The 15,215-nt window shown below is 74.1% G+C and carries 9 protein-coding genes; 2 read left to right on the forward strand and 7 right to left on the reverse strand.

Annotation, left to right across the window (positions count from 1 at the left end; genetic code table 11):
* Positions 1-152: 152 nt before the first annotated feature.
* Positions 153-1,184, reverse strand: coding sequence for a hypothetical protein (locus ABT085_RS31970; RefSeq protein WP_351615755.1), 1,032 nt, complete (start codon positions 1,182-1,184; stop codon positions 153-155).
* 390 nt (positions 1,185-1,574) lie between these two features.
* On the opposite strand from ABT085_RS31970, the gene ABT085_RS31975 reads away from it, so the two are divergent.
* Complete coding sequence (locus ABT085_RS31975) at positions 1,575-3,023, forward strand: serine hydrolase domain-containing protein (RefSeq protein WP_351615758.1); 1,449 nt, start codon at positions 1,575-1,577, stop codon at positions 3,021-3,023.
* Here the strand turns inward: ABT085_RS31975 and ABT085_RS31980 are convergent.
* From ABT085_RS31980 to ABT085_RS32000, 5 genes are all read right to left on the reverse strand, one after another.
* Positions 3,012-4,637, reverse strand: coding sequence for a serine/threonine-protein kinase (locus ABT085_RS31980; RefSeq protein WP_351615761.1), 1,626 nt, complete (start codon positions 4,635-4,637; stop codon positions 3,012-3,014). The genes ABT085_RS31975 and ABT085_RS31980 overlap by 12 nt on opposite strands.
* A 366-nt stretch (positions 4,638-5,003) precedes the next feature.
* The gene (locus ABT085_RS31985) at positions 5,004-6,098 is read right to left on the reverse strand and encodes a polyprenyl synthetase family protein (RefSeq protein ID WP_502982851.1); all 1,095 of its coding nucleotides are present in this window, start codon (positions 6,096-6,098) and stop codon (positions 5,004-5,006) included.
* Positions 6,095-7,264 carry a tetratricopeptide repeat protein gene (locus ABT085_RS31990; protein ID WP_351615764.1) on the reverse strand — a complete coding sequence of 390 codons (1,170 nt, stop codon included), beginning with the start codon at positions 7,262-7,264 and terminating at the stop codon, positions 6,095-6,097. The genes ABT085_RS31985 and ABT085_RS31990 overlap by 4 nt, the downstream gene beginning before the upstream one ends.
* Positions 7,265-7,437: 173 nt before the next feature.
* On the reverse strand, positions 7,438-8,841 hold the full coding sequence (locus tag ABT085_RS31995) for a CAP domain-containing protein (protein WP_351615767.1): 1,404 nt from the start codon (positions 8,839-8,841) through the stop codon (positions 7,438-7,440).
* A 153-nt stretch (positions 8,842-8,994) separates the two neighbouring features.
* A complete protein-coding gene (locus ABT085_RS32000; RefSeq protein ID WP_351615770.1) occupies positions 8,995-10,245 on the reverse strand; it encodes a serine hydrolase domain-containing protein in 1,251 nt (416 codons plus the stop codon).
* Positions 10,246-10,577: 332 nt separating this feature from the next.
* Between ABT085_RS32000 and ABT085_RS32005 the strand changes: the two genes are divergently transcribed.
* The gene (locus ABT085_RS32005) at positions 10,578-12,407 is read left to right on the forward strand and encodes a M4 family metallopeptidase (protein ID WP_351615773.1); all 1,830 of its coding nucleotides are present in this window, start codon (positions 10,578-10,580) and stop codon (positions 12,405-12,407) included.
* Between the two features lie 75 nt (positions 12,408-12,482).
* Here the strand turns inward: ABT085_RS32005 and ABT085_RS32010 are convergent.
* Positions 12,483-15,215 (reverse strand): helix-turn-helix transcriptional regulator (locus ABT085_RS32010; RefSeq protein ID WP_351615775.1); only part of this gene is annotated, 2,733 nt, incomplete at its 5' end.

Genomic DNA, 15,215 nt, shown 5'->3' on the forward strand with positions numbered 1-15,215 from the left:
GCGGAGCGCCGGTAAGACAAGAACCCGTTCTGGCACAGCGCGAAGAAACAGGAAGCCACGGATTCCCGACCGGAAACCGTGCCGCATAGCGGCACAGCAACCAGTCAGGGAAGGCCAGAATCCTCGCCGCTTCAGGGCGAGGAGCATGTCAATCAGCTCTCCGGGTGCCGCTCGCGCGAGGTGCGCAGCGCGGTGATGGCCGTGCCGATCGCCGTCTGGAGCTCCTCGAGCCGCTGCACCATGTCGTCCTCGTAGAACTCCTCGGCGTCGTCGAAGGTCAGCTCCTCGAAGACCTTCGTGGCCTTCTGGAGGCTGCTGTAGAACTTCGTCCGCCGTTCCTGGACCCGCAGCCCGGCGTCCGCCTCCACCGCCTCGACGACGAGGGACTTCATGGTGTCGTAGGCCTCGGCCGCCCACTCGACGGTGTCCTCGTCGTCCTCCAGCTCGTCCAGCAGCGACAGATGCCGCTCGGCCTCCTGGCGCAGCGGGACGGGCGCGTCGACGGTCTGTCCGGCGGGCGTCCTGATCTGCCCGGACTCCGCGATCTGGCGGACGTACCCGATGCGGTCGGCGGAGCGGCTCTCGGAGGCCACCGCCTTCTTGAGATCGTCGGTGCGTACGACGTCGCGCGCCCACTCGGTCTGGAGCTCGGGGTCCTCCCGGACGCGGTCGAGCAGTGCCTGCCGGGCGGCCCGCGCGGTGGAGGGGTCGGCGAGGATGGCGGCGCGCAGGGCGGTGGGGTTCTCGGCCACTTCCAGCGCCTTCGTCGGACGGATGCCCTCGGCCTCGGCGGCCTCGGCGATGGCGGTACCGCGCTCGGACGTGGCGGTGGACCGGGAGTCGTAGTAGCCCGTCCACAGGTCGGCGTCCGGCAGCTCGACCTGCTGACCCGGTGCCAGCGCCTCGAAATGCGGGACGACACCGTCGTCGGCGGCCCGGTCCCAGGCCTTGTAGTAGCGCATGACCCGCTCGGCGGAGCACTCCGCGAGTTCCGCGAACTCCTTCGCCGACACCTTGGCCGTCTCGTCCGCGCCCTGCCCGCCGGGCCGCACGCTGCGCGCCACCATCAGGCCGAAGGCCCAGCCGCCGGTCCGCGCGTACACGCCGAACTCGCGCGCGTCGCGCGCCACCAGGTCGGACAGGGGCGCGGGAGAGGTCTCGGGCGGGACGATCGCTACGGTCACGGGTGGCACTCCTGATCGGTGGCGGCACTGTCGGTCTGAGCGGGTGCGGACCGACCAGCCTATATGGACCCATTGGTGATGTTTTCCGGGTTCGGACGGGATCACCGGGCGCAGCCGCCGGGTCCCGGTGCGCCCGCCGGACCCGGACGACCCGCAGGGATCCGTGTGCGCCGGGCGAATCCGGCGCGCATGCCGGGGGCGGCCGGGCGGGAACCGGCGCACGCTGTGGGGAAGGCGCCGCGCTCCGAGCGGGAAACCTCACATTCCGGACGGAAGCTCCGGACAGAAGTTCCGGACAGAAGTTCCGGACGGAAGTTCCGGACGGAAGTCGTCGTCCGCGAGGCGGGAAATGCCGTCGAACGCGACCGGGCCCCGGGGGAGGATGCCGGTATGAGCGAGCGAGCCCTGCCCACGAGCACCCCCGCCGCAGAGGGCGTCGACGCGTCCGGCGTCCACGCGTTCCTCGACGCCCTGCGGGACGCGCCGGACATCGAGCCGCACAGTCTGATGATCGTCAGACACGGCAGGCTGGTCGCCTCCGGCTGGTGGGCGCCCTACACGCCCGAGCGCCCCCACCTGCTGTACTCGCTCAGCAAGAGCTTCACCGCGACGGCCACCGGGTTCGCCCTGGCCGAGGGGCTGATCGATCTCGACGCCCCGGTGATCTCGTACTTCCCGGAGTTCGCGGCCGACATCACCGACGCCCGCAGCCGCGCGATGCGGGTACGGCACGTGGCGTCGATGTCCAGCGGACACCTCGCCGAGACCGTCCAGGAGTCCCTCGCCCTCGACCCCGCGGAGCCCGTACGGGGATTTCTGCTGCTGCCACCGGAACGCGACCCGGGCACGGTCTTCGCCTACAACCAGCCGACCACGTACACGCTGGCCGCGATCGTCCAGCGGGTGACCGGGCAGTCCCTCACCGCGTACCTGCGGCCACGGCTGCTGGATCCGCTCGGCATCGGAGCCGTGTCCTGGCTGCGGGACCGGGCGGGGCGCGAGCTCGGCTACAGCGGACTGCACGCCACCACCGACACCGTCGCCCGGCTGGGCCAGCTGTATCTGAGCGGCGGGCTCTGGGCGGGCGAGCGGCTGCTGTCGCGGGAGTGGGTCGAGCTGGCCACCCGCGAGCACATCCCCACCTCGGTCGCCGTGGGCGCGGCGGATCCGCAGGACTGGGAACGCGGCTACGGGTTCCAGTTCTGGCAGTCCCGGCACGGCTACCGGGGCGACGGGGCGTACGGCCAGTTCTGCCTGGTGCTGCCCGAGTACGACGCCGTGATCGCGACGACCGCCGCGACCGTGCAGATGCAGGCCCTGCTGAACCTGGTCTGGCGGCATCTGCTGCCCGCCTTCGGCCCCGCGCCCCTGCCCGGCCGTGCGCGGGCGGACGCGGACCTCGCACAGCGGCTGGCGGCGCTCGCGCTGCCCCCGGCCGCGGGCCTGGGCGCGCCGCCCGAGCGGGCCGGGGACTGGGCCGGCGCCGAGTTCACCCCGGCCGGCGGGGTCTGCGCCGCCCAGCCGGACCTGACCTCGGTCGCCGTCGCCGCGGACCCGGACGGCTGGACGCTGACCCTGACCGAGGACGGCGAACCCCATCGGCTCCGGCTCGGGCCGGACCGGTGGAGCCTCGCGCAGGAGCCGCTGCCGACCGCGGCCAGCGGCGGGTGGACCGACGGGCGCACGCTCCAGGCGCACGTGCTGTTCCTGGAGACACCGCACCGGCTGGTGGTGACCTGCGCGCTCGACGACCGGACGTTCACGGCCCGCTGGTCCACCGAACCGCTGCACGGCGGGCGGCTGCGCTCCCTGCGCGCGCCGCGTGCCTCATCGCTGTGACCCGGGCCGGAACGTGCGCAGCACGACGTCCAGCGCCTGCCGGTTCGCGGCGCTGCCCCAGTCGGCGGCGGGCGTCGTCCAGCGCAGGGAGAAGCTGCGGTTCCCGCCGAGCAGGAAGCCGCGGCCGAAGGTGCGCACCCCGGTGCCGCCCACGTCGGCGAGCCACTCCATGTCGGCGGCCTTGTGGCCCTGGTACGTGGTGGCGCGGATCTCCCCGATCCGCCGGAACCCCGCGTCCTGCGCGAGGTTGGGCTCCACCTCGTCCCGCCACACGGCGACCGGGTCCGGGCCCGCGTTCTCGCTGTACGTCACCGCGAGCGTGCGCGGATCGCCCGCCGCGCCGAACGTGACGCGGTAGGCCCGATCGGCCGCGCGCTCGGTGCGCAGGGGCTGCCAGCCGTCGGGAAGGGCGACGGCGAAGCCCTCCGGTGCGGAGTAGACGCGGAAGCCCGCCGGCAGCGCGGTGGCGGAGCCCGAGGGGGACGGCGTGGGGGCCGTCGCGGTGGCGGTCGGGGTGCCGGCGGGTCTTTCACCGTCCGGGGCGCCGGCCGTGGCGGAGGCCGCCGAGGACGTCGAGGGGCGGGACCGGGAGCCGGTCGCGGCGTCGCTGCCGGCCGGCCGGCCGGTGGTGGCGAGCACGGCGACCGCGACGGTGACGACGGCCAGGCCGGTCCCCACGGCCATGGCCCGGCCGCTCCACTCCGGACCGGCGTGCCGGACGGCGACGTACGCGCCCCGCAGCCGGGGCGCGGGCACGGCGGGCTGCGCCGCGTCGGGGTCCGCGGTGAGCACGCGGTCGAGGATCTCGCGCAGCTGCGGGCGGGTCAGCCGTTCCCGGGAGTTCTTGCGCAGCAGCCCCTGCACGGCCTGGGTCAGCGGCCCGCTGCGCACCGGGGTGCGCAGCGGCAGCCGGTCCACGCTGCGCAGCGTGGCCTCGGGCCGCTCCCGCTCCCGGAACGGCGGACGCCCCTCCAGCATCGAGTAGAGGATCGCACCCAGCGCCCACAGGTCGGCCGCGGGGCCGATGCGTTCGTCACGTGCCTGTTCGGGGGAGGCGTACGACGGCGCCGTGACCCTGGGGGCGAGCGTCGCGCCCGCCAGCCCGAACCCGGTGACCATGATCGGCCCCCGGTCGGGGACGTGGATCTGGCCCGGGCTGAGCTCGCCGTGCGTGATGCCCTGACCGTGCGCGGCCTCCAGCACGTCCAGCAGCTCGAGCCCGATCCGGGCCGCCCGCACATGGTCGAAGGAGCCCTGCCGGTCGAGGAGTTCGCTGAGCGGGGTGCCGTCGACCCACTCCGTGACGGTCCACAGGGTGCCCGCGTCCTCGACCGCGTCGACCACCGGAACGACCCGCCCGGGGCACAGCCGTACCAGGGTCTCCGACATGCGCAGGATCCGGCCGGTGGTCCGGCGGACGGCCTCCTCGCCTGTGGGACCTGCGTCGGCGGCGCCGTGCGGGAACCCGATCTGGGTGAGCAGACAGGGGCGTTGGGCTTCCAGGTCCTCGCCGTACCAGCAGATCCGGTTCACTTCGCGGGAGACGACATCGAGCAGCCGGTACCGCCCGGCCACCGACTCTTGTGTGAAGACATGCGCCTCGGCCATCGTCATCCCTCGCTGCAACCCGCGTAGTTCTGCTTTCCCATGGGTACGGGAGCCGTGACGGGGTGTGTTCAATCGGATGCGACTTCCCGGGAATTCCTGTCCTTCGTTCAAAAATGGTCCGGTCCCACGGTGCTGAAAATGCGTCGGACGGCCGGTGCGCGGCCCGGCCGCCGCTCCCACCTCGGGCGGGGTGACACGGCACCGCGCCGCGAGCGGGCGCCATGAATTCATCCACGCGTAACCCTGATAGCGGTTACTGACGGGTCCACCTTGCGGTAACCAGCGGTAAGAGAACTCCCATACGAAAAGTGCCGCGCCGGATTTTCTGCGCCGCGACGCACCGCGTCCGGTGAGCACCCGGAACGGCCGGTCTCAGAGCTCGCGGTCCACCAGGAACCCCAGCAGGGACCGCAGGCCGGCGACGGCAGGCTCCCGCAGCACCGCGCCGCCGAGCGCCTTCTCCACGGCGGCGACCCGCCGCCCGGCCTCGGCCAGCGCCGCCCGGCGCCCGCCCGCCCGCTCGACCAGCTCCGCCGCCTCCTCGGCGTCCCCGCCCACCGTCAGCAGCGCCGCGAGGCGGCTTGCGGCCGGAGCGGGCGCGTCGAGGGCGAGCAGCACGGGCAGTGTCTTCTTGCGCTCGCGCAGATCGCCGTGCACGGGCTTGCCGGTGACGGCCGGATCGCCCCAGATGCCCAGTACGTCGTCGACGACCTGGAAGGCGACTCCCAGTTCCCGGCCCGCCCGGTCGAGCGCGGCAGCCGTCGACGGCGGCGCGCCGCCGAGCCGGGCGCCCAGGGCGGCGGCGCAGCCCAGCAGGGCTCCCGTCTTGCCCTCGGCCATCGTCCGGTACTCGGCGGGCCGCACACGGTGCGGCCCGGTCCACGGGCGCTCGGCGAACAGCAGGTCGTCCGCCTGACCGCGCACCACCTCACGCAGCGCCGCGGACAGCGCACCCACGGCACCCGGCCCGCCGGGCGCGACGGCGAGCGTCTCCACGGCCAGTGCGAACAGCGCGTCCCCCGCGAGCACCGCCGGACCCGTGCCGTACGCCTTCCACACGGTGGGGCGGCGGCGCCTGGTCGCGTCGGCGTCCATGATGTCGTCGTGCACCAGGGAGAAGGCGTGCACCAGTTCCACGGCGACCGCGGCGGGGACGCCGGTCCGGGCCGGTGCGCCGGCCGCCTCCGCGCCCAGCACGGCCAGCGCCTGCCGCACCCCCTTGCCGCCGGTGCCGGCGGCCGGCGCACCGCCGACCTCGCACCAGCCGAAGGAGTACGCGGCCATCTCCCCGAGCCAGGGATGCAGCCGGCCCACGGCCTCCCGCAGTGCCGGATCCACCAGCGTGCGGCAGCGGTCGAGGACCTGGGAGGCGGAGGGAACGGAGGGGGCGAGAGCGTGGGGACCGATGGCGGCGCGGGGAGAGGCGGGCGGCGGCGTTGCGGGGAGGGCTTCGGGCATCGTCGTCATCGCGCGGCCTCCTCGCCGGTGGCAGTGGCAGTGGCAGTGGCGGTGGCGGCCGTCTTGAGGATGGTGCCGGTACCGACGCCGACGCCGGTGCTGGTGGCGGTACCCGTTTCCGGGGCCGCTCCCGTGTCCGTGCGCGGTGCGGTGTCGATGCCCAGCTCCTCCTGCGCCCGTGTCACCATCTGCCGGGCGTGCCGCAGCCCGATCCGCTCCAGGGTCCGGGCCAGATCCGCCAGTTCGTCCGCGGTCTCCGCGCGGTCGCGGCCCAGCCGGGCCAGGGACTTGGCCAGACCGAGCCGGGCCAGCGCCTCGCCGCGCGGTTCGCCCATGGCACGGAACTCGTCGAGCGCCAGCTCGTAACGCTCCCGGGCCTCGGCCCAACGCCCGGCACGGTAGAGGACGTTGCCCTGCATCTTGTGGTTGTAGGCGAGCGCGCTCGACAGGTTCATGTCCCGGCAGGTCGTCTCCGCCTCGGCCAGCAGCGCCAGCGCCCGCCCGGTGTCGCCGTCGCGCACCGAGACGACGTCGGCGAGCCCGCGCAGCGCCCAGGCGTGCCCGCGCCGGTCCTCCGCACGCTCCGCTATCTCCGCCGCCTCCTCGAACAGGCCGTACGCGGTGTCGTAGGCGCCCGAGTTGCGGTGCATCTGGGCGATGCCCTCCAGCGCCCAGACCGTGTGCCGGGCCTCGCCGCGCCGACGGGCCTCGGCGAGGAGCTGCTCGTGCAGCCGCCCGACGGCCTCGTAGTCGCCCTGGATCCGGCCGGTCTCGGCCAGGCCCGCCAGCGAGTAGCCGCGGGCCACGATGTCGCCGCCGCGCTCACCGAGTTCGGCCGCGAGCCCCAGCAGTCGCCAGGCCAGGGGGAACGCGCCGCGCTGGCGGGCCAGGGTGCCGCCGCTCCACAGCGCCCAGGCCATCGCCGCGACGTCGCCCGCGTCCCGGGCCGCGCGGTAACTCGCCTTCCAGGCCAGGTCCGCCTCCCGCACCTGCCCCAGCCGTCGGTGCGCCTCCGCCACCGCCAGGCCCGAACGCGCGGCCTCGCCGCGCTGCCCGGCCCGTTCTGCGGCCCGGAGCTGTTCGGTGCCCGCGGCCAGCACGTCGACCAGGGACGAGTTCACGGAGAGGGTGGTGAGGGCGCCCTGGTACTCGGGGGCGCGTGCTTTGCCGTACATCGATGCCTTTCCATGGGGTGGGACGCTGTCCCGGCGCGGCATCTATGCACCGTACGTATACATACTGTGTATACATGATGTGTATAGTGCGCCGGAAATCTGCCCGGGTGTTGGAGGCCGGGGCCGTCGTCTGTTGTGGATCAAGACGTCGGAACGGGCGACGAGGTTGCCTCTCAGGCGCCGAAGAGCTGGGTCCAGTACGTACCCGCAGGTCCGCCGCCCGCGAAGCCGACCCCGATATGGGTGAAGTCGGGCTTGAGGATGTTGGCCCGATGTCCCGGACTGTTCATCCAGCCCTCGACCACCTCGGCGGGGGAGCGCTGACCGCACGCGATGTTCTCGCCGATCGAGCGCCGGGTGGAGCCCGCCGCGGCGGCCCGGTCCCAAGGCTGGGTCCCCTCGGGCGAGGTGTGGGAGTAGAAGGCGCGCGCCACCATGTCCGCGCTGTGGGCCCGCGCGGCGGTCGCCAGCAGTGGATCGGCGGACAGCGGCCGCAGGCCCGCGCGGGCGCGCTCGGTGTTGGTGAGGGCGACGACCTCGGCCTCGGTCCGGGCCAGTCCGCCTGCGGTGAGCGGGGTCGCCCACAGCGCGGTCCAGTAGGTGTCGCCGCCGCCCGGTACCCCGGCCAGACCCGCGTGGGTGAACGCCGGGTCCAGGAGCGTGTGCCGGGGCTGGTCGGAGTCCAGGCAGTACGCGACGAACTCGGCCGGGGTGCGCGGTCCGGACACCAGATGCTCGCCGACGGCGAGATACGCGTATCCGGCGGCGGTGACGCGCTGGTGGACGGAGACACCGTCCCGTCCCTCGGTGCCGAGGCGGCGGGCCGCGGCCATGGCCGCCGCGTGCTCGCGCGCCGCACCGGCCAGCCGGGCGTCGAGGGCGACGGGCGGGGAGCCGGCCCGGACGCGGGCGGAGTTGACCAGGTCCAGGAAGCCGTCGGGATCGGGGGCGGGCGCGGGCCCCCGCGCGGGGCCGCCCGCAGGGACGGGAGCCCGGCCGTACGCGGGCCGGACCGCGGCCTCCCCCGGGCGGGCCGTCGGTGCTGCCGGGCGGGCCGTCGGCGGTGCGGGGGCCGCGGCTGCGGCCGCCCCGGGCGGCTCTTCGGTGACGTCCACGCCGAAGTCCCGGGCGAGGCCCGCCAGCCCGTCCGCGTACCCCTGTCCTACGGCACGGAGTTTCCAGCCGGTGCCGCGCCGGTATATCTCCGCGAGCAGCAGGACCGTCTCCTGCCGGGGCCGCGGCGGGGTGAACCGGGCGAGCGGGCGGCCCTGCGGGTCGGTGACGTACAGGGTGGGGGCGGGCAGCCGGTCCAGGGAGGCGCCGGGGTCCGCGGGGCTGATCACCACGGTGACCCGGGTGGCGCCGGCGCGCAGCGCGGCCGGGTCGACCCGCAGGGTGTCACCGCCGAGCCGGGCGCCCGGGGCGGACGGCTGGTTGTAGAAGACGAAGTCGCCGTCGCCCCGGACCCGGCCGCTGTCGTCGGTGACGAGCGCGGACACGTCGAACGGGCCGGGCACCCGGACGGTCAGCGCGCCGCCCGGGAGGGGCACATTGCCCCCGGGGACCAACTCGCTCATCCTGCCGCCCTGGTGTCTGGTGTCTGGTGTCTGGTGTCTGGTGTCCGGTGTCCGGTGTCCGGTGTCCGGTGCCGGACCCGGCCGGACGTGCCGGGACCCTCCTCCCGACAACGCACCCCGCGATGCGGAGGTTCCTGGCCCCGGCGCGCGGTGTCAGTCCCGCACGACCCCCGGGGCGATGTCCTCGTGCCGCTCCACCGACGAGGCTCGCCCGGCCGTGCCGCCCATCCGGTTGCGTGTACCGCAGAACGCGGACTCCAGCGTGCCGAGCATGGTGTTGAGCACCTTGCCGTTGTTGGAGGTCGTGGCGAGCGCGGTGAGGCTGCGGCCGCCGTCCCCGCTGGTGAACGCGTAGCTGTAGTAGCCCTGCACGGCACCCGTGTGCCCGTACACGGACACCCCGCAGGACAGATCGCGCCGCCGCAGTCCGAGCCCGTACCCCTGCGTGGGATTGACCACGGTCCACCGCTTCATCTCGGCCAGCCGCGCGGCCGAGGTCAGCCGGCCGCGCAGCAGCGCCGAGTAGAAGGTGCCGAGGTCCCGGGTGCTGGAGATGATCGCGCCCGCGCTCTGCGCCCACGACGCCGTCTGCCCGGTGGCGTCGACCAGCGGGGCGCCGGCCTTGTCGGGGGTCAGATAGCCGTGGGCGTGACGGCCGGGGATCCCGGTGCCGGGATGGACGTAGAAGGTGTCGTGCAGTTTCAGCGGGTCGAAGATCCGCTTCCGGTACGCGGTGCCGACCGGCAGGCCGGTGAGCTTCTCGATCAGCAGCCCGGCGACGACGAAGTTGGTGTTGGAGTAGGAGTAGGCGCCGCCGGGCGCGGTGGTGCGCGGGTGCCGCAGCGACAGGGCCACCAGTTGGCGGTAGGTGAAGACCTTGGTGCGGACCGCCTCGAAGCCCCCGACCGAGTCGGCGAACATGTCGTTCGTGTAGTCGTACAGGCCGCTGCGGTGGCTCAGCACCTGGCGCACCGTGATCCGGGTGTCGGGCAGCAGACCGGGCAGATGACGGTCGACCGGGTCGTCCAGCTTCAGCCGGCCCTCGTCGACCAGTTGCAGCAGGACCACGGCGGAGAAGGTCTTGGTGATGCTGCCGACCCGGAAGCGGTCGGTGTCGGCCAGGAGCCGTTCGGTGGTCCGGTCGGCCACCCCGACGGCCGACCACCGGACCGTGCCGTGGTCGTCGATCCGGGCCATGGCGCCCGGCGCGCCCTGCTGCTGTGCCGTGTTCAGGACCCCGCGCAGCCCTGTGAGATCGGGTTCGGGCAGCAGGGGCCGGGTGGTCGTGGCCGGCTCCGCGGCGGGGCTCGCCGCCCGGGGTGTCGCGTGTGCGGGTGCCGCCAGGAGCGACAGCAGGGCCGCCGTCGCCAGTGCCGTACCTCTTCGGGCCGTCGTCGTGACCATGTGGTTCCTCGTCCGTCGTCGGTCGATGGGGATGGGGTTCCACGGGCGGACGTCAATGCGAGATGTGTCACACCCGTGCGAGGGCAACCTTCTCGCGTCTCGTCATATCTCCACGGTCGACGCACAGTTGGTCGCTCACCGATCACTGAGCGGGCGGATTTGCAAAGTAATGCCATGAAAAGCAGTTAAAAAGACGAATTGCTCTTTACATGGACATGACTGATCTATAAGGGTTCCACTCTGGGGCTCTCCCGGCCCCCATGGCGCTCGACCCGCCATGCGTCAGGGCGGTCGGTGTTCCCGGCCGTCTGTGAACTAAGGAACCCTCAGCAGTGCGCAGACCCCATATACGCAGCCTGGCGGTGGCCGTCGCGGTGACGACGACCGCCACCGGACTGGCGGGCACGGCCCTCGCGGCCCCGGCCGCGGGGACGGGCGTGGGCACCGCCTCGACCTCGCCCGCGTCCGTGGTGGGGGCGGCCGTGGCCGTCGCCTTCGCCCACGCCTCGGCGACCGGCCTCACGCCCGGCGACCAACTGCACGCCCAGGACGTGATGATCGACCCGGAGGGCGGGCGCCACGTCCGGTTCGTCCGCACGCACGGGGGGATGCCGGTCCTCGGCGGCGACCTGGTCGTCCACCTCACCCGGAACCTGGCGTACGCGGGTGTCACCCGCGCCGTCGACCACACCGTGAAGCCCGCCGTCGCCAAGGCCAAGGTCACCGCGGGGCAGGCCGAGCAGAAGGCCGCCGCCGTCGCCAAGGGCGACGCGGGCAGCGCCCGGCTCGTGGTCGACGCCCGCGACGGATCCGCGGCCCTCGCCTACCAGGTGCGGGTGAGCGACAGCGACACCACCGAGAGCGGCGGCTCCCGGACCGTCGTCATCGACGCCGTCACCGGCTCGGTGCGCAGCAACGCCCCCGACCAGGACGAGTTCCTGTCGCCCCGGCTGCTGGCCACCCTGCGCCGGCGCGGCGAGACGATCTCCCCGGCCGTCGGCGGCGCCCCGCAGTCCGCCTCCTCGATCGTGGGCTCCTCGATCGCCGGCTCCTCGGCCGCCGCGGTGTCGTCCGCCGCCGTGACCACCGGGCGTTACCCGGCGACCGCCTTCGGCACCGGCTCCTCGCTCTTCGTCGGCAAGGTCCCGCTGGTCACCACCCGGACCGCCGCCACCACGTACGTGCTGAAGGACCCCTCCCGCTGGGGCACCGAGACGCGCGACGCCAAGGGCCTGGAGCTCGAGGTCTTCACGCAGGGCAAGCAGTTCACCACCACGAACGACCAGTGGGGCAACGGCGCCGTCTCCAGCCGCACCACCGCCGCGGTCGACGCCCAGTACGGCGTCACCAAGACCCTGGACTTCTACAAGAAGACCTTCGGCCGCAAGGGCATCGAGAACAACAGCAAGGGCGCCCGCGCCATGGTCCACTTCGGCAACAAGGTGGGCAACGCGTTCTGGGACCCGTACTGCGACTGCATGCTGTACGGGGACGGCGACGGGACCTTCTTCAAGAAGCCGCTCGTCGTCCTGGACGTCACCGGCCACGAGCTCACCCACGGCGTCGTCGACGCGACCGCCGCTCTGGAGCCCACCCGGTACGACAACCTGGGCAACCAGTACGGCGAGCCCGGCTCGCTCAACGAGTCGCTCGCCGACGTCTTCGGCTCCAACGTCGAGTTCAGCGCGAACAACCCGAACAACCCGCCGAACTACCTCATCGGCGAGAAGCTGGGCCTGTCCCAGAAGTTCCTGCGCCGCCTGGACAAGCCCTCGCTCGACACGCTGGAACGCACGATCGACTACTGGTCGCCGGCGGTGTACGACACCGAGGTCCACGCCGGCTCCGGTGTCTCCTCGCACGCGTACTACCTGCTCGCCGAGGGCAGCGGCAAGAAGACGATCGGCGGTGTCGCCTACGACTCGCCGACCTACGACGGTCTGCCGGTGACCGGTATCGGCCGCACCAAGGCCACGGCGATCTACTACCGGGCACTGACGCGCTACATGGTCTCCACGACCGACTTCCACGACGCGCGCGTCGCGACGCTGAAGGCGGCGAAGGACCTCTACGGGGCGGACAGCACGGAGTACCGGACGGTGGACCGGTCCTGGGCCGCCGTCAACGTCACCGCCGCCAACACCCCGGCCGCGCGCAACTGACGCGAGGCCGGACCGGGTGTCCCGGGTGTCCCGCCCCGGCGGGACACCCGGACTCGGGCGGGGCACCCCGGGCGATCAGCCGGACGCGCTCGCCTGCCGGGGGATCAGCCCCTCCCGGTAGGCGATCGCCACCGCCTCCGTGCGGCTGACGGCGCCCAGCTTGGCCAGGATGTTGGAGACATGGACGCTGGCCGTCTTGCCGGTGATGAAGAGCTCCTCGCCGATCAGCCGGTTGCTGCGGCCGAGCGCGAGCAGCCGCAGCACGTCCTGCTCACGGGCGGTCAGCGGCGAGAGGCGGTCGCCGGACGGCCGGGTGTCCGACAGCCGTCCGCGCCGGACCAGGTCGTCCACCTGCTCCCGCAGCGGCGCGGCACCGAGCAGGTCGGCGCTCTCGCGCACCGCGCGCGCCTGCGCGGCGGCCTCCTCCCGGCGGTCGGTGACGAGCAGCGCCTCGGCGAACCGCAGCCGGCAGCGGGCCTGCTCGTACACGTCGCCGTAGTCGAACGCGGCCACCGTCTTCTCCCAGACCGCCGGATCCGGACCGGACACGGCCCGGGTCCACTCCGCCTCCGCGCGGGTCAGCCACGCCTGCCCCTCCGGGCCCTGCGGCGCACCGGTCTTGCCCAGCGCGGCCGTCTCCCGGGCCAGTTCGACCAGTTGCGTCGCGGTGTCCGTCCAGCCGCCCAGCTCGGCCTCAGGGCCCGGCTGACCCGGCTGGCCCGTACGCCCCGTGCGGCGCAGCTCGGCGGCCCGGTCGGCGACCGCGGACAGCGCGAGGGCCACCAGCCGGACCGCGGCATCCGGCAGCCGCCCCCCTTCGGACAGCGCCGAGACCGTGGTGCGGGCCCGCTCCACGGCCTCCTGCGGGTCCCCGCGCAGTCCGGCGTCGTCCGTCAGCACGATGCCCGCGACGAGCGTGGCGAGCCAGTCGAAGGGCCGGCGAAGCAGCTCCCGGGCCCGGTCGGGGGCCGTCCGGTCGCCGCGCGCGACACCGACGTACCACGCGGGCCCCAGCGCGAACCCGCCCGACGGGGGCAGCGCCTCGGCGGCGGCCCCCGCCGCGACCAGGCCCGCGTCCCACTGCCCCAGGGTGTACATCGCCAGCAGCTGGAGATAGCGCATCTCCAGCGGATACGGTGCGGCCTGGAGCCCCGCGCGGCGGGCCCGGTCCAGCCCCTCGGCCAGCCAGGGCAGACACTCCTGGAGCTCGCCCGACTCGAAGCAGCCGATGGCCAGATGGAACAGCGCCCGCATCTCGACCGTCATGTTGCCCGAACGGCGCGCCAGTTCGCGGGCCTCCTTCAGCCGCTCACGGCCCTGCGGGGTGCGCCGGGTGCCGCCCTCCAGCCCCGTCAGCGAGATCAGCAGGTCGGCCTGCGCGTCCGTCACCCGCAACTCCCGTGCCACCGGCAGCGCCTGACGGGCGACGCGCAACGCGGTGGTGTCGTCGCCGAGCTGACGTGCCGCCAGGACGTGCGTGGCCGCCGCCCACACCCAGGTCGGCGACGGAGGATCGGCAGGTATGAGCGCGAGCGCCTCCCCGCTGTGCGCGAAGGCCGCGCCGTGGTCGACGCCCAGCAGGTTCCCGGCGAGGGTGTAGCGGACCCGGGCGGCGAGTTCGGAGTCAGCGTCCTGCCCGACACCGGCCAGCGCGGCCCGGGTGAGCGCGACCGCGCGATGGCTCTCGCCCGCGTGCGCCGCCGCCACCGAGGCGCGCAGCGTGAGCGTGATCCGGTCCGTCCCCTCGCCCGTGGGCCGCGCCGCCGCGTCCACCGCCGGCCAGAGGTCCAGGGCCGTCTCCAGGTGCCGCAGCTCCTCCGCGGGCGCCCCGACCCGCTGGGCGTGCCCGGCGGCCTCCAGCGACGCGGCGAGCGCCTCGGCCAGGTCATGGCTCTCGCGGTAGTGATGGGCGCGCTCCGCGGCCGTCTCGGCCGGGTGTCCCCGGCCGGCCAGCAGCCGCGCGAACGCCCCGTGCAGCCGTGCCCGTTCACCCGGCAGGAGATCGGCGTAGACCGCCTCGCGGGCCAGCGCGTGCCGGAAGGCGTACGTGTTGCGGCTGTCGGTCACCAGGAGCTGATGCCCCACGGCCTCGCGCAGCGCCGACTCCAGCTCGTCCTCCGGCAGCCCCACCGCCCGGCTCAGCAGGTCGTGTTCGACCCGGCGTCCGGCGACGGCGGCCGTCCGCAGCATCAGCTGGGCGGTCTCCGACAACTGCTCGACCCGGATGAGCAGGAGGTCGGCCAGACCGCTGGGCACCCCGCCCACCCGCGCGCCGGTGGCGGCGAGCAGCTCCTCCGCGTAGAAGGCGTTGCCCTCGGCCCGTTCCACGATGCCGCGGACCGTCGCGTCCGGCAGCGGACGGTCCTGCCGGGCCCGCACCAGTCGTGCGACCTCGCCGTCGGTCAGCGGTTGCAGCTCCAGGCGCTCGACGGCGGGCAGCCGCACCAGTTCGGCCAGCAGGGGACGCAGCGGGTGGCGGCGGTGCAGGTCGTCGGCGCGGTACGAGCCGAACACGGTGAGCCGGTGGGCGGGCGCACCGCCCACGGGGCGGGCCAGGACACCGCGGCTGAGCAGGAAGCGCAGCAGGTCCCGGGAGGACTGGTCGGCCCAGTGCAGATCCTCCAGGACGAGCAGCAGGGGCGCCGTCCCGGCCAGGTCGGCCAGCAGCGCCGCGACCGCCTCGAACAGCCGCAGCCGCCCGCCCGCGTCCCCGGCGGCGTCCGGCCCCGCGCCGAGCAGCCGGTCCACCGCGTGGTGCGCGGCCAGGACCGGCGCGAACCGTTCGTCGGCGGCTACCGCCGCCAGGAT

The organism is Streptomyces sp. NPDC002265, from assembly GCF_040296125.1.
Classification (GTDB): domain Bacteria; phylum Actinomycetota; class Actinomycetes; order Streptomycetales; family Streptomycetaceae; genus Streptomyces.